This window comes from Gelria sp. Kuro-4 (genome assembly GCF_019668485.1).
Classification (GTDB): domain Bacteria; phylum Bacillota; class DTU030; order DUMP01; family DUMP01; genus DUMP01.
Window position 1 is genome coordinate 1,496,470 of sequence record NZ_AP024619.1, and the last position, 18,011, is coordinate 1,514,480.

20 protein-coding genes and 1 other annotated feature are annotated in these 18,011 nt (G+C 60.8%); of the genes, 19 read left to right on the top strand and 1 reads right to left on the bottom strand.

What is annotated here, in order from left to right; all coding sequences use genetic code 11:
- Positions 1-9 precede the first annotated feature (9 nt).
- The 12 genes from K5554_RS07470 to ileS all read left to right on the top strand — a co-directional run bounded on the left by K5554_RS07470 (position 10) and on the right by ileS (position 9,669).
- On the top strand, positions 10-162 hold the full coding sequence (locus tag K5554_RS07470) for a hypothetical protein (protein ID WP_221037886.1): 153 nt from the start codon (positions 10-12) through the stop codon (positions 160-162).
- 54 nt (positions 163-216) lie between these two features.
- Positions 217-477, top strand: coding sequence for a YlmC/YmxH family sporulation protein (locus K5554_RS07475; RefSeq protein WP_221037887.1), 261 nt, complete (start codon positions 217-219; stop codon positions 475-477).
- 116 nt (positions 478-593) lie between these two features.
- Positions 594-1,415: a peptidoglycan editing factor PgeF gene (gene pgeF, locus K5554_RS07480; RefSeq protein WP_221037888.1), complete on the top strand. Its 822-nt coding sequence runs from the start codon at positions 594-596 to the stop codon at positions 1,413-1,415.
- An 85-nt stretch (positions 1,416-1,500) separates the two neighbouring features.
- Positions 1,501-2,730, top strand: a complete 1,230-nt coding sequence (locus K5554_RS07485; protein WP_221037889.1) for an HlyD family efflux transporter periplasmic adaptor subunit — start codon at positions 1,501-1,503, stop codon at positions 2,728-2,730.
- A gap of 118 nt (positions 2,731-2,848) precedes the next feature.
- On the top strand, positions 2,849-3,538 hold the full coding sequence (locus K5554_RS07490) for a YggS family pyridoxal phosphate-dependent enzyme (protein ID WP_221037890.1): 690 nt from the start codon (positions 2,849-2,851) through the stop codon (positions 3,536-3,538).
- Positions 3,539-3,571: 33 nt separating this feature from the next.
- Positions 3,572-4,006 (top strand): cell division protein SepF, encoded by a 435-nt coding sequence (locus K5554_RS07495; RefSeq protein WP_221037891.1) that lies wholly within the window; start codon positions 3,572-3,574, stop codon positions 4,004-4,006.
- A 35-nt stretch (positions 4,007-4,041) separates the two neighbouring features.
- On the top strand, positions 4,042-4,854 hold the full coding sequence (proC, locus tag K5554_RS07500; protein WP_221037892.1) for a pyrroline-5-carboxylate reductase: 813 nt from the start codon (positions 4,042-4,044) through the stop codon (positions 4,852-4,854).
- A 14-nt stretch (positions 4,855-4,868) separates the two neighbouring features.
- Entirely contained in the window at positions 4,869-5,132 is a 264-nt protein-coding gene (locus tag K5554_RS07505) for a YggT family protein (protein ID WP_221037893.1), read from the top strand.
- 15 nt (positions 5,133-5,147) lie between these two features.
- On the top strand, positions 5,148-5,654 hold the full coding sequence (locus K5554_RS07510; protein ID WP_221037894.1) for a DivIVA domain-containing protein: 507 nt from the start codon (positions 5,148-5,150) through the stop codon (positions 5,652-5,654).
- Entirely contained in the window at positions 5,611-6,039 is a 429-nt protein-coding gene (locus K5554_RS07515; protein WP_221037895.1) for a nucleoside recognition domain-containing protein, read from the top strand. The genes K5554_RS07510 and K5554_RS07515 overlap by 44 nt, the downstream gene beginning before the upstream one ends.
- A 14-nt stretch (positions 6,040-6,053) precedes the next feature.
- Positions 6,054-6,527 carry a nucleoside recognition domain-containing protein gene (locus tag K5554_RS07520; RefSeq protein ID WP_221037896.1) on the top strand — a complete coding sequence of 158 codons (474 nt, stop codon included), beginning with the start codon at positions 6,054-6,056 and terminating at the stop codon, positions 6,525-6,527.
- Positions 6,528-6,572: 45 nt separating this feature from the next.
- Positions 6,573-6,788 (top strand) — a binding site (T-box leader).
- A 79-nt stretch (positions 6,789-6,867) separates the two neighbouring features.
- Entirely contained in the window at positions 6,868-9,669 is a 2,802-nt protein-coding gene (ileS, locus tag K5554_RS07525; RefSeq protein WP_221037897.1) for an isoleucine--tRNA ligase, read from the top strand.
- An 88-nt stretch (positions 9,670-9,757) separates the two neighbouring features.
- On the opposite strand, the gene K5554_RS07530 is transcribed toward ileS, so the two are convergent.
- The gene (locus K5554_RS07530) at positions 9,758-10,342 is read right to left on the bottom strand and encodes a helix-turn-helix domain-containing protein (protein WP_221037898.1); all 585 of its coding nucleotides are present in this window, start codon (positions 10,340-10,342) and stop codon (positions 9,758-9,760) included.
- Between the two features lie 491 nt (positions 10,343-10,833).
- Between K5554_RS07530 and K5554_RS07535 the strand changes: the two genes are divergently transcribed.
- The 7 genes from K5554_RS07535 to K5554_RS07565 all read left to right on the top strand — a co-directional run bounded on the left by K5554_RS07535 (position 10,834) and on the right by K5554_RS07565 (position 17,925).
- On the top strand, positions 10,834-11,859 hold the full coding sequence (locus K5554_RS07535) for a dipeptidase (protein ID WP_221037899.1): 1,026 nt from the start codon (positions 10,834-10,836) through the stop codon (positions 11,857-11,859).
- A 109-nt stretch (positions 11,860-11,968) separates the two neighbouring features.
- Positions 11,969-13,129, top strand: a complete 1,161-nt coding sequence (locus tag K5554_RS07540) for a DUF819 domain-containing protein (RefSeq protein ID WP_221037900.1) — start codon at positions 11,969-11,971, stop codon at positions 13,127-13,129.
- 19 nt (positions 13,130-13,148) lie between these two features.
- The gene (locus K5554_RS07545) at positions 13,149-15,257 is read left to right on the top strand and encodes a CocE/NonD family hydrolase (protein ID WP_221037901.1); all 2,109 of its coding nucleotides are present in this window, start codon (positions 13,149-13,151) and stop codon (positions 15,255-15,257) included.
- Positions 15,258-15,525: 268 nt separating this feature from the next.
- Positions 15,526-15,816, top strand: coding sequence for a DUF5665 domain-containing protein (locus K5554_RS07550; RefSeq protein ID WP_255565323.1), 291 nt, complete (start codon positions 15,526-15,528; stop codon positions 15,814-15,816).
- A gap of 1 nt (position 15,817) precedes the next feature.
- Positions 15,818-16,486, top strand: coding sequence for a TraR/DksA C4-type zinc finger protein (locus K5554_RS07555; RefSeq protein WP_221037903.1), 669 nt, complete (start codon positions 15,818-15,820; stop codon positions 16,484-16,486).
- 36 nt (positions 16,487-16,522) lie between these two features.
- Complete coding sequence (lspA, locus tag K5554_RS07560; protein WP_221037904.1) at positions 16,523-16,966, top strand: signal peptidase II; 444 nt, start codon at positions 16,523-16,525, stop codon at positions 16,964-16,966.
- Positions 16,963-17,925, top strand: a complete 963-nt coding sequence (locus K5554_RS07565) for an RluA family pseudouridine synthase (RefSeq protein ID WP_255565324.1) — start codon at positions 16,963-16,965, stop codon at positions 17,923-17,925. The genes lspA and K5554_RS07565 overlap by 4 nt, the downstream gene beginning before the upstream one ends.
- Positions 17,926-18,011: the final 86 nt, after the last annotated feature.

Sequence of the window (18,011 nt, forward strand, 5' to 3'; positions counted from 1 at the left end):
GTGGTACAAGTGCGCCGGATGGTTCTTTTGGCCGCGGCCCTTATCATCCTCACGGTGGGCTCTTACCCTGCCTGGCGCAACCGGGCTGTCCAGGCCTACAACACCACCAACCTCCTCCGTTTTGAGGCCGTGGCCAGCCCGCATCTCGAACCAAAAGTCTGAGGTTTAAGTTCTCCTTCCCCCGCATATATATGTTGTGCGGGGGAGGCGAGGGCCATGCTCGTACGCGGTTCGGAACTCAGGTCCCGTGAAGTTATCAATATCAGCGACGGGCGGAAACTCGGCAACGTGGTAGATGTGGACATCGACCTGGAGGCCGGGCGGATCCGCGCCCTGATTGTCCCCGGCGCAACCAGAGTGCTGGGCCTTTTCGGACGCAATGAGGACGTGGTGATCAGCTGGGAAAAGGTAAAACGCATCGGTTACGATGTGATACTCGTAGAGCATCGCCCCTTCTCCTCTCCCCCTGGCAAGTAGCGGCCCGGCTCGCCGGGCCTTTCTTATTGGGGCCGGAAGGCTGTGATGGAAGGGCAGGAAACGCAGCCGCCCGGGCCGAATGATGTAGCGAGGCTGAAAAGGAAAGGAAGTAGCTTATGGCACAAGGGTTCAGCTGGCAGAAAGCGGGCGCTCTGGTTTATCTTACCGCCGACCTTTTTTCCGCCACCGGCCGGGTGCGGCATGGCTTCAGCACCCGGCACGGCGGCGTCTCCCGGGGCGAGGTGACCGGCCTTAACCTTGGTTTTAAGAACGGCCGGGTGGGCGAGGTGCTGGAAAACCGTTACCTTTTTCTCACCGCCCTGGGGCTTAACCCGCGGGCCTTGGTGGCCGGGCAACAGGTGCACGGCACGCACGTGGCCGCGGTTACCCCGGCCGAGGCCGGTCGCGGGGCACAGGCGTGGGAAGAGGGGCTTCCCGCCACTGACGCGCTCGTCACGTCGGTGCCGGGCCTGCCGCTTTCGGTTTACACCGCCGACTGTGTCCCGCTTCTCTTTCTCGACCCGGTGCGGCCGGCGGTGGGCGCGGTGCACGCCGGTTGGCGCGGCAGTGTGGACGGGGTGGCCCTGGCGACGCTGGCGAAGATGAGCGCGGTGTACGGGACCCGCCCCGGCGACATGCTGGTGGCGATGGGGCCTTCCATCGGCCCCTGCTGCTATGAGGTGGACGAACGCGTGCTGGCGCCGCTCAAGGCCCACTTCCCCTTTTGGCGGGAAGTGGTTCAGGCGCACGGCTCCGGACACTGGCTGCTCGATCTTTGGGAGCTTAACCGGCGGCAGCTGGTGGCGGCCGGAGTACGGCCGGAAAACATCGCTGTCGCCGGGCTGTGCACCGCCTGCCGGGTGGCGGATTTTTACTCCTACCGTGTCGAAAAGGGACGCACCGGCAGCCTGGCCGCGGTGATAGCCCTCCAGCCCTAGCCTGAAAAAACGCCGACCCCAGGAGGAGATGACTTCCAGGATGTGGAAATTATGAAGGCAATCTCTCGAACGCGAGGTGGCCTTCATGACGGTAGTGGAGCGGAGAAAACGCCGGCCCCCCCTTCTGGTGCTGGCCTTCCTGGCGGTGTTCGGCCTGGTGGCGGCGGTGAATACTGCCTACCTGGCCGGCCGGGCCTTCCTGGAACGGGCGGTGCGCAGCGTACCAGTAACAGAGGGAACCCTGGCGGTCAAGCTGGCGGGCGAGGCCTTGCTCCTCAGGCGCGAGGCGGTGCTGGTGGCCCCGGCGGCCGGGCTCTGGCAGATCCAGGTCGAGCCTGGAACGCGGGTAAGCGCCGGTGCCCGCATCGGGGAGATCCTGGACCCAGACCTTTTGGCACGGGCGCAGGCGCTCAAACGGGAAGTGGAGAAAGAACGGGCCGACTGGCAGGGGGACATTAACGCCCGTTTAAGCCGGGTAGAGGCGGAGCTCAAAGAGGTAACCGGCGCCATCCAGTCCGCCCTGGCTGTCCTGCGCGTCCGGGTGCGCCAGGGCGATGAGACGGCCGCCACACGGCGCCTGGAGGAGGAGCTGGCGAGGCTGGTCGAGCGGCGCACCGCCCTCCAAGCGGAACAGGCGCGGCTCAACGACACGGCCGTCCGGGGCGGATCCTGGCGGGAAAAGAACCTGGAGGCGGAGCGGCTTTTCCAGGCGGCCGGCACCCCTGTGCTGGCGCCGGTGGCCGGGGTGGTGCTCTTTACCCTGGACGGCTGGGAGGAAGCCTTTGACCCGCTGCAGGGCGAGGCGGCCGTGACGTTGAGCGAGCCCCAAGGCGCGGTGCTCAGCACCCCTGTTCCCGCCGGGGCGAGCGTGGCGCCCGGCCAGATTCTGGCCAAGGTGGTTCAGGACGAGCCCACCTTTGTCAAGGTGAACGCCGAGGAGTTGCCGGCGGTGGACCTTAAGCCGGGTGACAGGGTGACGGTTGTCTTCACCCCGGAGGGAGCGCGCGTGGCGGCCGCCGTGGTGGCCGTGAAACGCGCCTCCGGCCCGGACACACTCCTGGTCAAGCTGGACAACGCGCCGGCAGCCCTGGCGCAAAAGCGCACGGCCAGCGTAGAGCTTGTCGCCCGGGAGCTGGTCGGCCCCCTGGTCCCGGAGAAGGCGTTGGTGCAGGAGGGGGAAGAAACGGGTGTTTACGTGCGCCGCGGCGGCAGGTGGCGGTTTGCAGCGGTAGAGGTGCGCTTGCAGCAAAACGGCCAGGCCTTAGTGGCGGGTCTCAAGGCCGGGGATGAGGTGGCGGTGGGCTGGCACCCCTAAATCTCGTTTTTTCGCCTCGATGATAGTTTTTTCGCTGCGCTTGAAGGGAATAACTGGATAGTGTCGAATAGCATGGGAAAGGGTCTTTCCCTGTGAGGGTGCAAAGGAGGCATTGGCCGTGGGGACGGTGGCAGACAACGTGGCCGCGGTACGCGAGCGGATCGCGGAGGCTGCTCTCCGTTCTGGTCGCCGACCAGAAGATATTCGCCTGATAGCGGTAACGAAAACAGTCAGCCCGGAGGTGATTGGCCAGGCTTTAGCAGCGGGTATAACCGATGTGGGGGAAAACCGGGTCCAGGAGGCCCTGGGCAAGGCACCGGCCCTGCCGGCCGGTATTACCTGGCACCTCATCGGCCACCTGCAAACCAACAAGGCCAAGCAGGCCGTGCAGCTTTTCCCCTGGGTGCATTCGCTGGACAGCCTGCACCTGGCGCAGGCCCTGGAGAAACGCGCCGCGGCCGCGGGCGTGCGGGTAAAGTGCTTGGTGGAGGTGAATGTGGCCGGTGAGGCCAGTAAGCACGGGGTGCGGCCGGAGGAAGCGCTAAAGCTCCTGGAAGGTGTGGCGGCCTTGGAGCACATCGAGGTGCGCGGCTTGATGACGGTGGCCCCGTACGTGACCGACCCGGAGGAGGTGCGGCCGGTTTTCCGAGAACTGGCTGCGCTGGCCCGGCAGGCGGCAGAGCTTAAGCTGCCGCAGGTCACCATGACCGAGCTGTCCATGGGCATGAGCGGCGACTTCGAGGTGGCAATAGAAGAAGGTGCCACCATGGTGCGTATCGGCACGGCTATCTTTGGCCGCCGGAGTTAAGACGGGAGTGACTAAGAGAAGGAAGGTGCAAGCATGGCAGGAGGTTGGGTGGGAAAGTTCCTCAACCTGATGGGGTTTGAGGAGATGCTGGTCGAAGGCGAGCCGGAAGAGGCCGCCCCGGAGATGGAGGCGCCTCCGGCCCGGTCCGAGCGGAAAAAAGGTAAGGTGGTGGGCCTGCCCAGCGCCGCCGGCGGCAGCAAGGTGGTGGTGGTGCAACCGGAAGGCTTTGAAGCCGCAAAAACCGTGGCCGACCATCTTAAGTCCCGCCGCACGGTGATTGTGAACCTGGCCGAGGTGGATGACGCCACGGCCCAGCGCCTGGTGGACTTTGTCAGCGGCGCCGCCTTTGCGCTGAGCGGCACGGTGGAACGGGTGGGGGCGGACATTGTGCTCTTTGCCCCCAGCAACGTGGATGTGCTGGCGCCGGAAAGGGAAGTAAAAGAAGCAGCTTTACCCTGGCTGAGGTAAAAAGGCCGGAATTGGAAGTGGAGGCAAAGCGAGTTATGGCAGAGACGGTTGGTTTTATCGGCGGCGGTGCCATGGCCGAAGCGCTGCTCAAAGGCTTTATCGCCCAGGGGCTGGTTGAACCGGGGCAGGCCGTGGTGAGCGACATCGACGCGGAGCGCGTCTCTTACCTGGCCCGGACTCTGGGCGTGCAGGCGGTGCGAGACAACAAAGAGGTGCCGGCGCGCGCCGACATTGTCTTTTTAGCGGTGAAGCCGCAGGCGGCCGCCGCCGTGCTGGCAGGACTCCAGGGTACCTGGGAGGCGCGCCACCTGGTGGTCTCCATTATGGCCGGGGTGCCTACCTCCTACCTGGCCGGTTTCCTTAACCCGGCCCGTTTGGTGCGGGTGATGCCCAACACCCCGTGCCTGGTACAGGCGGGCGCGGCGGGCGTGGCGGCCGGCCCAGGGGCAACGCAGGCCGACGTGGAGAAAGTGGCCGAGTTTCTGGGAGCGGTGGGCAAGGCCTTTATCCTGAACGAAGGCCTGCTGGACGCCGTCACCGGCCTCAGCGGTTCGGCCCCGGCCTATGTCTACATGTTCATCGAAGCTCTGGCGGACGGCGGGGTGTTGGCCGGCTTACCGCGATCGGTGGCCCAGACCCTGGCAGCGCAAACAGTGCTCGGCGCCGCTAAAATGGTGCTGGAGACGGGCGAACACCCCGGCAACCTGAAAGACCGGGTGGCTTCGCCGGCCGGTACCACCATCGCCGGCATTGCCGCTTTGGAGGCCGGTGGTTTCCGCGGCCTGGTGCTCCAGGCGGTGCAGGCGGGGGCAGAGCGCTCGGCGGAGCTGGGGGCGGCCCGAAAGTAAGCGGGGGTGAAGGTTTGTTCCTTTATAACGTTGTTGCCCGGCTGTTCGACCTATACAACCTCCTTATCTTGATCCGCCTGCTCCTTTCCTGGGTAAACCCGGACCCCTACGCCCCCTGGGTGCGCTTTGTCTACCAGCTGACGGAGCCTTTCCTGGAGCCCTTCCGGCGGCTTTTGCCGCCGGTGGGGATGATTGACTTTTCCCCGCTCTTGGCGCTCCTAGTGCTTTCCTTTATCCGCCGGCTGGTGCTGAGCCTGATCCTTAATCTCGTAATGTAAGGTAGGAGGGCCGCTATGCTTACCCCTCTGGACATTCAGAAAAAGGAGTTCCACCGGCGCCTGCGCGGTTACAGCGAGGCAGAGGTGGATGAGTTTCTCGACCAGGTGCTGGAGGATTATGAACTGCTGTACCGGCAAAACGCCAGCCTCAAGGACGAGGTGGGGCGGTTGCGGGCGGAAACAGAACGCTACGCCAACCTGGAAGAGACGCTGAAGAACACCCTGGTGCTGGCCCAGAAAGCGGCCGACGCCACCCGCACCAACGCCGAGAAAGAGGCCGAGCTGATCATTTCCCAGGCGCGGAGCGAGGCGCAGGCGCTGGCCGAGGAAGGGCGCCGGCGCCTCAAGGAGCTGGAGGAGGAATACTCCCGGCTCCAAAGTGAAGTGGCGGCCTACAAGGCCCAGACGCGCGCCCTGCTTTTGGGGGCGGTGGCGCTTCTGGACGCACCGGCGGAGGAGAAGGGGGAAGCTGAAGCGGATGGAGCGGGAGAAACTGGCGCACAGCCTGACGGCGGGTCTTAAGAACGCCTTCTCCGTGCTCTGGCTTTTGGCCAAGGTGATGGTGCCGGCCACCCTGGCCGTGACTTTCCTCGACCGTACCGGCTGGCTGACCCGGCTCGCCCGGGCCTTTGCCCCGGCCATGGCCTGGCTGGGGCTGCCCGGGGAGGCAGCCGTTGCCCTGGTGGCGGGCAACCTTTCCAGCATGTACGCCGGGGTGGGAGCCATGGCCGTCCTGGAACTCAGCGCCAAGCAGCGCCTCATTCTTGCCGCCATGCTGATGCTCTCGCATTCCTTGCCCCAGGAAGGCGCCATTGTCGCCCAGGCCGGTGGGGAAGTAGCCACTGTAATCGCTGCCCGGCTCTTAACGGCGGGCGCCGTGGGCCTGGCACTCAATCTGCTTTTTTAAGGGGGAGGCGCACGGTGGCATTTCTCTGGGAGGTCCTGGCGGACGGCCTTACGGCCAGCTTTTTTTCCCTGGCCAGGGTTGCTTTCCTCCTGGTGCCCCTCTTGACCGGCATGGAGCTGGCCAAGGAAATGGGCTGGCTGGAGAAGGTGAGCGGTAGCCTGGCGGGCGGCTTAAGGCGGCTTTTTCTGCCGGAGCGGGCGGCGCTCCCTTTGGCGACCGGCCTGATCATCGGTTTTACCTATGGGGCCGGTGTAATCCTGGCGGCGGTGCGGGAAGGCGGCTGGACGCGGCGCGAACTCACCCTGCTCTGGGTGTTTTTAAGCCTCAACCATGCCATTATTGAAGATACGGCCATTTTTGCCGCGCTGGGCCTGCCGGCGCTCGGCGTTTTGGCCGTGCGCCTGGTTCCGGCGGTTATGGCCACCGGGGTGCTTTCGCTGTGGCTACGCCGGCGGGAGAGGGTGCCCAAACGCGGCGCGGGCGCTTAATTGACTTTTGCTTCGCCGGGCTGTATAATGGGCATAATCAAAAAGCTAAAGGCGATGAACGGGAAAGTAGGCCGAGGCCTACGGGCAGAGAGCCGGGGAAGGTGCGAGCCGGCACGGCGGTCCAGGCTGAAGATCACCCGGGAGTCGGGCGCTGAAACTCTAAAGGAGTAAGCGGCCCCGGCTGAGGCCGTTACCGGACGCGAGCGGGTGCACTTTTGCGCCCAGATGGGTGGTACCGCGGGAATAACTCTCGTCCCAAAGGGGACGGGAGTTTTCTGTTTCAGGAAGAGAGTCAACCCGGGCAAGCTCCGGGTCGAACAGTGCTTTTGGAGGTGGAGGCATGGATTACTCGAAGACCCTTAACCTACCCAAGACCAGGTTCCCCATGCGGGCGAATCTGCCCCAGCGCGAGCCCGAGATTCTAGCCCGCTGGGAAGAGATGGATATTTACGGCCTGACCCGCAAACATGCGGCGGGCCGGCCCAAGTTCATCCTGCACGACGGCCCCCCGTACGCCAACGGTAACATTCACCTGGGCACGGCCCTCAACAAGGTGCTGAAGGACATTGTCAACAAGTACAAGTACATGCGCGGCTACGATACGCCCTACGTACCGGGCTGGGACACCCACGGCCTGCCCATTGAACACGCGGCCATCAAAAACCTGGGCCTCAACCGGGCCGAGATCTCTACGGCGGAGCTGAGAAAGCGCTGTGCCGAGTACGCCCTGCACTTCGTGGCCGAGCAGCGCGCGGAGTTCAAGCGCCTGGGCGTGCGGGGCGACTGGGAACACCCCTACCTGACGCTCAAGCCGGAATACGAGGCCAAGCAGATTGAGGTTTTCGGGGCCATGGCCCAGAAGGGCTACATTTACAAGGGCCTTAAGCCGGTCTACTGGTGCACCACCTGTGAGACGGCCCTGGCCGAGGCCGAGGTGGAGTACCGGGAGGCTAAGTCCGATTCGCTCTACGTGAAGTTCCCCCTCAAGGCCGACCCCACCGGGCGCCTCACCGTGCTGGCGCCGGCCGACAAGATCTACTTTGTGATCTGGACCACCACCACCTGGACCCTGCCGGCCAACCTAGCCGTTTGCCTCAACCCGCGCTTTGAGTATGCGCTGGTGAAAACAGGCGACGAGTACTATGTACTGGCCAAAGACCTGGTGGAGATGGTGATGCAGGAAGTCGGGCGCCGGGCCGACGGCATTGTGGGTACCTTCCGGGGCGAGGAGCTAGAGGGCGTCGAGTGCTGGCACCCGTTTATCGAGCGCCCCTCGGTGGTGATCCTGGGCGAGCACGTTACCCTGGATGCCGGTACCGGCTGTGTGCATACCGCGCCGGGCCACGGCCTCGAGGACTTCGAGGTGGGGCAGAAGTATAAGCTTCCCATCCTCAACCCGGTGAACGGTAAAGGCGTCTTTACCGAAGAAGCCGGTAAGTTCGCGGGCCTGCCGGTGCGGGAGGCCACCGAACCCATCGTTGCGGAACTGAAGCGGCACGGCGCGCTGCTCCACTTCAGCACCATCACCCACCAGTACCCGCACTGCTGGCGCTGCAAAGACCCGGTGCTGTTTTTGGCCACCGAGCAGTGGTTTGCTTCGGTGGACGCCTTCCGGGATAAGACCCTGGAGGCGATCAAGGACGTCAAGTGGTACCCGAGCTGGGGCGAGGAGCGCATCAGCGCCATGGTGCGCGAACGCTCCGACTGGTGCATTTCGCGCCAGCGCGTTTGGGGTGTGCCCATTCCCATCTTCTACTGCGAACAGTGCGGCCAGGAACTCATCACTCCTGAAAGCATTGCGGCGGTGCGCGATCTCTTTAAGCGTGAAGGCTCCAACGGCTGGTTTACACACAGCGCGGCGGAGATCCTGCCGCCCGGCACCGCCTGCGCCGAGTGCGGCAATACCACCTTCCGCAAAGAGACCGATACCATGGACGTGTGGTTCGATTCCGGCTCCAGCCACTTTGCGGTGCTGGAGACCCGGCCGGAACTCAAGTGGCCCTGCGACCTTTACCTGGAGGGCAGCGACCAGCACCGCGGCTGGTTCCAGTCCTCGCTCCTTACGGCGGTGGCGGTGCGCGGGCGGGCGCCGTACAACGCGGTGCTCACCCACGGTTACGTGGTCGATGGCGAGGGCCGCAAGATGTCCAAGTCCATCGGGAACGTGATCTTTCCCCAGGAGATCATCAAGGAGTTCGGGGCGGACATCCTGCGCCTCTGGGTGGCCTCTTCCGATTTTAAAGCCGACATCCGCGTGTCGCGGGAGATTCTCCTGCAACTGGCCGAGGTGTACCGCAAGATCAGGAACACGGCGCGCTTCCTCCTGGGTAACCTGTACGACTTCGACCCGGCCCGGGATAAAGTGCCGTATGCAGAGCTTGGCGAGCTGGATCGCTGGGCGCTTTTAACGCTGGCGCGCCTCACCGAGAAGGTCACCGCCGCCTACGAGAACTACGACTACCACCTGCTCTACCACGCCCTGCACAACTTCTGTGCCCTCGACATGAGCGCCTTTTACCTGGACGTCATCAAGGACCGCCTCTACTGCAGCACTCCCGAGGCGCGCGATCGCCGGGCGGCCCAGACGGTGCTCTACGAGGTACTCACAACGCTGGTGCGCCTGATGGCGCCGGTGCTCACCTTTACTGCCGAGGAAATCTGGACCTACGTGCCGGGCGAGGACAAGGAAGCGAGCGTGCAGCTTACGGCCTGGCCCGAGGTGAAAAAGGAGTACCTGGACATCGACCTGGAGGCACGCTGGAACGAGCTCCTTCAGGTCCGGGACGACGTGGCCAAGGCCTTGGAGAAGGCGCGCCAGGAAGGCCTCATCGGCACCTCGCTCCGGGCGCGCGTGGACCTCTGGTTCCCAGAGAACCTGCGGCAAACCTATGAGCTGTTGAAGCGCTACGCCGACCAGCTGCCCACGCTCTTTATCGTTTCCCAGGTGGAGCTGCACGGGCCGGAGGACACGCCGCCGGCGGAGGCCGCGGCGATGGAGCGCTTCTTCGGGGCGCGCTGCCGGGTGAGCCTGGCGGCGGGCGAAAAGTGCGAGCGCTGCTGGATGTACCACGAGGATATCGAGGGCGGTGTCTGCCCGCGCTGCCGCGCAGTGCTGGCGGAACCGGGGCGCCGTCAAGGCTGAAAGCCGGAAGATTAAACCCATTAAGCACGGCGCACAGGAGTTTTTCAGGAACCCCCTTGCTTCAAGAAGAGACAAGGGGGTTCCCGTTTTACCCCTCTTTCAGGTAGTTCTTCATCACCGCCGGGGCCATAATGCAGAGCAGGCTGACGTCCTGATCCTCGCCGTTGTAGTAGTTGTGGGGAGCAAAAGACGAAATATAGATGCTGTCTCCTTCACACAAGACGAAACGCTCTTCACGGATCAACACATCTACCTTACCACTCAAGACGATGCTGCATTCATCTGCTTCATGAACCATGAAAACCTGGTTTAGATAGGACTTAGGCTTAAGCACCACATAGAAGACATCGAACTGACGTTTAATGCCTTTGTTGAAAATCGGTGTCAGGATCTCCAGGGAATAGCACGCGTTCGGGAGCCTGAAAACAGCTCGTTCATCTTTTTTTACAATGTTGTTTTCTGTTACCCTATCTACGTCGTTCATGAGAAAGAAGAAAGAAGGAACGTCCAGTGCCTGGGCGATCTTTTCCAGGGCCTTTAGCGAGGGAACTATTTTGCCCCGTTCGAGCAGAGACAGATAGCCGCTGCTCAAGCCTGTTTTGCCGGCCAGCTCTTTAAGCAGCAGCCCTTTTTTCTTACGTATTTCAGCAATACGCTGTCCAACAAAGTTCACCCCAATCCTCCTTAACGCTTGAACTTTCCATACAAGTATAACACCCACTAGAGAAGAAAGAAAGAACAGGAAACAAGGTGGTTAGTATCAAGGCACCGAGGTCAATGCGGATGAAAGAGGCCACTCCTGGCCAGCGATGGCAACGATAGCGCTTCGGTATGTGTAAGCCATCCTCGATAGGAAGCTTCTTCAGCGTATTCCCTACGGTCTGGCGCGTTACAAGGTTGCCACGGTCGCAGGCTGCCCGAGCGTAAGACTCGTGGGTCGCATGGGCGGTATGCCGTCTTGACGGATCCAACTTTAGCTATATATAATTTGGTTAAGTATTACTAAACTTTGTGCGTGGTAGTTTTGCGGTAATGTACAAGGGGACCACTTGGCGGCCCTTTGTAAATCCCTAGACAACCTCATAGGTAGTCGGAAAGGAGGTGAACGGGAGGAGGAAAGACAGACGGCAACCAATCTAGACTAGGTGAGGAGCGATTAGCACGGTGGCAGAAGGTAAACAAAAGGCTTTGGTGGTTGATGCGCATTTTGATTTACTCTTCGATCTGGGCAAGAGGCACACCTTGGGAGAAAAGCAGGTGATCAAGAACAGGTATCTTCCGTTGTTTCGAGAAGGCGGGGTTGACGTTGTTGCCGGGGCTATTTATGTGGATGATGCCTATCTGCCGGAGATGGCACTCCGGCAGGCGTTGGACCAAGTAAGCTCCCTTTATCAAGAATTGCAAGATACGCCTGACGATATCCAACTTTGCTGCACATACCAAGACATCGTTGCTGCCAGTGAAGCCGGTAAGGTTGCGATCATCCTTACTATGGAAGGAGTGGAGCCCCTTTTTAATGACCTTAATCTCCTCCCCGTTTTTTATCAGCTTGGCGTACGAGTAGTCACTCTGACTCACAGCCGCAGAAATTATGCTGCCGACGGTTGCGCGTACACGGAAGTTCCGTCAGGTAAAGCAGGGGGGCTGACTGATTTCGGCGTGAGGGTAGTTGAGCTGGCTCAAAGGCTTGGCATAGTCGTCGATGTGAGCCATCTCAACGAAGAAGGTTTTTGGGATGCGATGGAGTTTTGCCCTGGGCCGGTGATCTTTTCACACTCAAACCCTAAGGCGCTTTGCAACGTTCCGAGAAACGTCACCGATGACCAGATCAAGGCTATTGCACAACATAACGGAGTCGTTTGTATTAATGCAACGAATCTTATGCTCGACACCAATCCCCAGCGAGTCGACGTCTCCCGGTATCTTGATCATGTGGAGTATGTTGCTGATTTGGTCGGAGTAGATTTTGTAGGCCTCGGATTCGATTTTTGCGATCACCTTCTTGCCTTCTTATCTGACGCTGAGAAGGCCCGCCTGCCCAAGTTCTTTGCCGCCCCTGGAATTTCCAACCATGGAGAAGTTGTAAATGTGAAAAAAGGACTCTTGCAGCGTGGGTTTAGTGAATCTGAAGTAGCGCGAATCATGGGCGGCAATTATTTGCGCGTCTTCAAGGAAGTAGTTGGAAAATAAGAGCGTAATCACGTGAGCCGGCTCGTCTGGTTCCAGTCAATCATGTCTGGCGGTTGTGCCTTCAGGCCATTTAACTAAGACTTATCAAAACTGGAGGAGGAGATTCGGGGTGCCTTCGTTGATCTCAACTCAGCCGGGCCTTCTGGCCGGAGTCGCCGCAATGGTGGCCACATCGTTATTTCTACAAAAGTACAGGTTCTTTAAGTCGATCGGTCCTGCGCTTACCTGCATTGTTCTCGGGATAATCGTCTCTAACTTAAAGATCCTCCCACATTCGGATGAAACGTATGGCGTGTTTTTCACCTACGCGATTCCCCTTGCTCTTACCATGTTCTTGCTTTCAGTAAATATCAAGGAGTGGATCAGACTCTCACGCCAACCGCTGTTCGCTATGCTGTTGGCCGTTATCAGCGTAAGCATTATGGCCCTTGCCACCGGTTTGGTGCTGGCCCCGAAGATTGACGAAGGTTGGAAGATCGCAGGCATGTTTGTAGGTACCTACACCGGAGGCAGCAGCAACCTAGCGGCGATCGGGACAGGACTTGAGGTGACACCTACGACCTTCGCAACCGCTAACGCCGCCGACTATGTGATCGGTATCCCTACGATTGTCTTTTTCTTTGCTGCTCCCGCCCTTATTGCCCGTTCTAAGGCTTTTAAGAAATTCTGGCCGTATAGTCTGAGAGATCATGAGCTTGTGGGCGATGACGCGGCGTCCCTTCTTACGAAGAAAGAGTGGTCGGTGATCGACATAGCGGTACTTTTCGCCATTGGTTTCGTAGTGACTGCTGTCTCTACTCAAATCGCTGGTTACTTTAATAAAGCGGTGGCAGGTGCAGTACGCATCATCTCAGTCACAACCTTATCCCTTATCTTGGCTCAGTTTAAACCAATGCGGCAGATTAAAGGAAACATGGACTTAGGCCTCTTTGTTTCGTTGTTCTACTTGGCAGCTATTGGTTTAGCCATTGACCTTAAACAGTTTTTAGGCTCTGCCCCTCTGGTTACCCTGTACTGCTTTTTCGTTGCTGTGGGTTCTCTTTTGTTGCACGCTACTCTCTGTCGGTTGTTCAAGGTCAGCTATCAGTACACGCTGATCTCCATCGTCGCTTCCATCGCTGATGGCACGACATCTGCGCTGGTGGCTGGTTCGGGCGGTTGGAACGGCATCATAGGTACGGCCGTAATCCTGGGGGCCATCGGCAACGCGGTAGGAAACTACTTGGGGATAGGGGTTGCGTACCTGCTCAAAACGGTGCTGGGTCTGTAGTAAAGGAGCGCGCAACAAGATGGATACCGGGAATCAGGTTTTTGCGTACTACAAGTATGGGGTGCATCGAGCCGACGTGATTCTGGAACGCGCCGGCGTCTTGCACCGAAAAAAGGATGTCGGTACCGGGGCGTGGTCGGACTTCCGCCCTGTGGGAGAAAAAGACAGTGCTTTCTACGAGCTTCCGCTGGCTGAGATAGCCCAAAATCTCGAGGAGTTAAACAGCGCCTTCCGGGAAGGCGCCGCGGAAGTTACACTTGGTTATGGTGCGCATTATCATCGTTATCAAAGGGTCGCCGGTTCGGTGGCCGGGAAGCGGGACACCGCCTGGATTTGGGTGCAACGAGGGGTTAAGTTCCCGCTCGATGTAGTTGCCTGCCGGGATGAAGTCATAGGTTTCATCAAGACCCGGAGGGAAGGCTGCCTGATTCTTGTGCGGCCCGGGTACGAGGACCTGACTCCTCTAGGAGAGTGGCACCGGCCGGGTCTTTCCCAGGCGGTGCACACCGTTAAGCACATGGGCACCTTCCAGGTGGAAATGCGAGATGGAGTAAAGCTGGCAACTGAGGTCTATTTGCCGGGGGATTTGCTCCCGGGGACCAAGGTACCTACCATTCTGATTCGTACGCCGTACGGGCGGACCAAGTTTGCTGAGCCGGAACTGCGCTTTGTTTTCCGCGGGTACGCAGTGGTGGCACAGGATTGCCGGGGGCGTGGAGATTCTGAAGGAGAGTGGCTGCCGTTCGTGCACGAGCTCGCCGACGGCAGCGATACCCTGGATTGGATCGCCGCCCAACCATGGTCGGACGGCAAAGTGGGGATGATCGGCGGCTCTTACGGAGGCTTCGTCCAGTGGGCTGCCGCCGGAAGCGGCAACCCCCACCTCAAGGCTATGGTGAGTCTTGTGACTTCAGGCAGTCCCTTTGGGGATCTCCCGCGTAAAGGGGGGACCCTCATGTCGGGCGTCCTTGCCTGGTGCTTCATGGTAGCGGCGAAACACGCCGACCCGGCGGCTGTAAAGCGTGACGACTGGGACAAGGTTCTCAGCCACCGGCCGATAAAGGACATTCCCTTCAAGGCTTTGGGTAAAGAAATACCCTTCTGGAGCGAGTGGATGCGCCACCCAGATTACGACCGGTTTTGGCAGGCAGGGGACTGGAGATGTCACGGTGACAAGATTAACGTGCCGGCACTGATCATCTCTGGGTGGTATGACGACGATGGCCAGGGCACCAGTGAGGCCTGGGAAATGGTTAACAAATACCGCCGGGGGAATCAGCGCCTTATCCTTGGCCCCTGGTATCACCAGGCCAACACTACGCGCGACATTCACAACATTGCCTTCGGCGACAACGCCATCCGGTATGACCTCGACGTACTCTATTTGCGTTGGTTTGATCGTTTTCTCAAAGGCGTTGAGAACGAAGTGGAGAAGGAGCCGCGCGTTCAATACTACCTCGTGGGTGCCGGCGAATGGCGGAACGCCGACGCTTGGCCGCCGGCAGAAGTGAAGCTTACCAAACTCTATTTGCGTGCAGGCGGCAGGCTATCATTCACTGCCCCGCCGACTCAAGAGCGACCCGATACGTATACTTTCGATCCGTCCGACCCTGCTCCTCATCTGATCGACGTTTCGGAAAACGAGCTCAGTGTTCCTGAAAACTACAAAGAAGTAGAAAAAAGAGCAGATGTTCTCACTTATACCACCGAGCCGCTGGCGGAAGACGTGACCGTCGCCGGTGACCTTTTTGCCTGCCTCTACGCTGCCAGTAGTGCCAAGGATACTGACTGGGTCATCCGGGTGACGGATGTGGACGACCAAGGTAATTCAATTCGGGTTTCTGACGGTATTCTACGAGCCCGCTACCGGCATGGATTTGACTGCCCCAAGCTCCTTACCCCCGGCCAGGTGGAGGAGTACCGACTGCGTTTAACCCGCGTCGGCTATGTCTTTAAGGAAGGCCACAGGATTAGAGTACAGGTAACCTCTGGTGCCCAAAACCTTGCTTTTCCTAATACCAATACGGGCAATGATCCAGCTGCCGACACAGAAAGCGTGGTCGCGAACCAGACTGTGTTGCACGAGCCGGATTATCCGAGCCACGTGGAACTGCCTCTTCTCAGTTAGCCCTTTCATCAGTGCTTTACTGAGATCAATTGTCTGAAATTTGTCCGGTTGCTGTGATCGGCACTTGGAGAATTCAACTGTTCTGGGTCCTCACGCTTTCCCCTGATCGGCGCGGATACTTTTCCCAGTTGAGAGGAGGGGGCTAACCGCCCCCTCTTCTCGATTATGGAAAGTGTGGAAAGGAATTCTCCCGGCCGCGGCGAATGAAATAGGGTATGGTGCACTAAGGATGGTCTCTGCCGGGCATTCTAAAGACGAGGTGACGGGTGTGGGCGTGGAGGGTGAGAAGCGAGAACTGGGAACACAGGTAGAGCGGCTGGCCCGGACCCTGGAGCAGAACCGGATTGCCGAGTACGTCACGCTGCAGCAGGACACGCGGCGGCTTCTTTACCTCAACTTCGTCGCCGGTGTGGCGCGGGGCCTGGGCATGGCTGTGGGTTTCACCCTGGTGGGCGCCGTGGCCCTCTATATCCTGCGCCGGATGGTGAGCATCCCCGTCATCGGCACCTTCATTGCCCAGATCGTGGACATCGTCACCACACAGCTGGGGAGGCACTAGCATGGAAGATGTCCGGCGCTTCCGCGCTCTTTTGGAAAAGAAAAGAGAGGAGCTCAGCGACAGGGCCAAAACCATACACAGGTACGGCCTGGACGAGGCCCAGGCGGACTCGGTGGGGGAGCTTTCCGCCTATGATAACCATCCCGCCGACCTGGGAGACGAGACCTTCGAGCGCGGCAAAGACCTGGGGCTCCTGGACAATACGCGCGTGCTCCTGGGGAAGGTGGAGGAGGCCTTGGCCCGCATCAAGAGCGGCACCTACGGCCGCTGCGAACTCTGCGGCCGGGACATCGACCTCGACCGGCTGGAGGCGGTGCCCTGGACGACGCTCTGCCGGGAGTGCAAGGAGAAGGAGGAGCGGCGCGAGTGGGGGCCGTCCGACCGGCCGCTGGAGGAGCCGGTTTTAGACGAACCATTTGGGCGCACCTTCCTTGACAACACCGACTACGTGGGCTTCGACGGCGAAGACGCCTGGCAGGCAGCGGCCCGCTACGGTACGTCCGAAGGGCCCCAGGACGTAGGCGGCGTCGATTCCTACAACGACACCTACATCAATTCCGACGAGCAGCGCGGGGCGGTGGAAGACGTGGAGGAAGTGGTGATCGAGGACCCGGCGGAGCTCTTTGGCCGGGCCCGCCCCAGCCCAGGTCGTTCCAGGCGGCGCAGCTGAGCGCCGGGAGGGGAGAACAGCAAAGGGGGACTCTTGGTGCGGATTTTTATCGGTGCCGGCTTGGTGGTGCTCTTGGACCAGGTGACCAAACTGGCCGTACGGCGCCGTCTCTTACCGGGGCAGAGCATACCTGTTTGGCCGGGGGTGTTTCACGTGTCCTACGTGCAGAATCCCGGCGCGGCCTTCGGCATTCTCAAGTACCAGACCGGCCTTTTTATTGCCGTCACGGCGGTGGTGGCCACCGCCATCATCATCTACGCGCGCCGCCTGGGGCCGGGGGCCGGCTGGTTGCGCCTGGCCCTGGCTCTGGAACTGGGCGGGGCGCTGGGCAACCTCATCGACCGCCTGCGCTTCGGCTACGTGGTGGATTTTCTCGATTTTCGCGTCTGGCCGGTGTTCAACGTGGCCGACATGGCGGTGGTGGTGGGCGTGGGACTGCTTTTCCTCCATCTTCTGCGGGCCGAGGGGCAGCGGGCGTGAGCGGCCCTTCCACCCCTGAAGGCACCCGGCACGTTCTGACGGTGCGCCCGGAGGAAGCCGGTACCAGGCTTGATGTTTTTCTGGCCGCGGCCGGGCTGGGTCTCAGCCGTTCCCAGGCCCAGCGCCTGATAGCTGAAGACCGGGTTACGGTGAACGGGCAGACGGCGAAGGCCAGCCTCAGACTTACGGCCGGCATGGAAGTAAGAGCCGTGGTGCCGCCGCCGCTCCCCCTGGCGGTGGAGGCGGAGCCGCTGCCGCTCAACATCGTCTATGAAGATGAGCACCTTATCGTCCTAGACAAACCGGCCGGCGTGGTGGTGCACCCGGCGCCCGGCCATGCCGGGGGAACGCTGGTGAACGCCCTCCTGGCCCACTGTGGACCCGGCCTTAAGGGGATCGGCGGGGTGCTGCGCCCCGGCATCGTGCACCGGCTGGACAAAGACACCTCCGGTCTTTTGGTGGTGGCCAAGAGCGAGGCGGCACAGCGGGGTCTCAGTTCAGCCATCAAGGTGCATGAGGTTGAGCGCGCCTACCTGTGCCTGGCCTTCGGGGTGCTCGCACCCGATGTGAGCACGGTGGATGCGCCCATCGGGCGCCACCCGGTGCAGCGTAAGAAGATGGCGGTGGTGGAACACAACGGCCGCCCGGCGCGGACACACCTTTACGTGCGCGAGCGTTTTTCCCGCTACACCTTCTTGGAGGCACGGCTTGAGACGGGACGCACCCACCAGATCCGGGTGCACCTGGCCTTCATCGGCCACCCGGTGGTGGGTGACCCCGTCTACGGACGGCGCCAGGGGAACCTGGGCCTTAAGCGGCAGTTCCTGCACGCCGCGCGCCTGAGTTTTGTTCACCCGGTGAACGGGAAGGAGCTTGCCTTCACCAGCCCCTTGCCTTCCGACCTGGCGGCGGTGCTGGCTGCCCTGCGGGCGGGGAAAGAGGACGAAAAAAATCCTTGACGATTTGCAGGCGGCATGGTAAACTTAGGCCGATAAAAGGGCCTTGAAACTAGTCCCGTGAGGCTGGTAAGGAGCGCAGCAAAGCC

What these genes read in the sequence shown, in the direction of transcription:
- K5554_RS07495 (WP_221037891.1), top strand. Translation starts at nt 3,572, where the DNA reads ATGGCAGGAGGTTGGGTGGGAAAGTTCCTCAACCTGATGGGGTTTGAG.
- proC (WP_221037892.1), top strand. Translation starts at nt 4,042, where the DNA reads ATGGCAGAGACGGTTGGTTTTATCGGCGGCGGTGCCATGGCCGAAGCG.
- ileS (WP_221037897.1), top strand. Translation starts at nt 6,868, where the DNA reads ATGGATTACTCGAAGACCCTTAACCTACCCAAGACCAGGTTCCCCATG.
- K5554_RS07510 (WP_221037894.1), top strand. Translation starts at nt 5,148, where the DNA reads ATGCTTACCCCTCTGGACATTCAGAAAAAGGAGTTCCACCGGCGCCTG.
- pgeF (WP_221037888.1), top strand. Translation starts at nt 594, where the DNA reads ATGGCACAAGGGTTCAGCTGGCAGAAAGCGGGCGCTCTGGTTTATCTT.
- K5554_RS07475 (WP_221037887.1), top strand. Translation starts at nt 217, where the DNA reads ATGCTCGTACGCGGTTCGGAACTCAGGTCCCGTGAAGTTATCAATATC.
- K5554_RS07555 (WP_221037903.1), top strand. Translation starts at nt 15,818, where the DNA reads ATGGAAGATGTCCGGCGCTTCCGCGCTCTTTTGGAAAAGAAAAGAGAG.
- K5554_RS07485 (WP_221037889.1), top strand. Translation starts at nt 1,501, where the DNA reads ATGACGGTAGTGGAGCGGAGAAAACGCCGGCCCCCCCTTCTGGTGCTG.
- K5554_RS07545 (WP_221037901.1), top strand. Translation starts at nt 13,149, where the DNA reads ATGGATACCGGGAATCAGGTTTTTGCGTACTACAAGTATGGGGTGCAT.
- K5554_RS07515 (WP_221037895.1), top strand. Translation starts at nt 5,611, where the DNA reads ATGGAGCGGGAGAAACTGGCGCACAGCCTGACGGCGGGTCTTAAGAAC.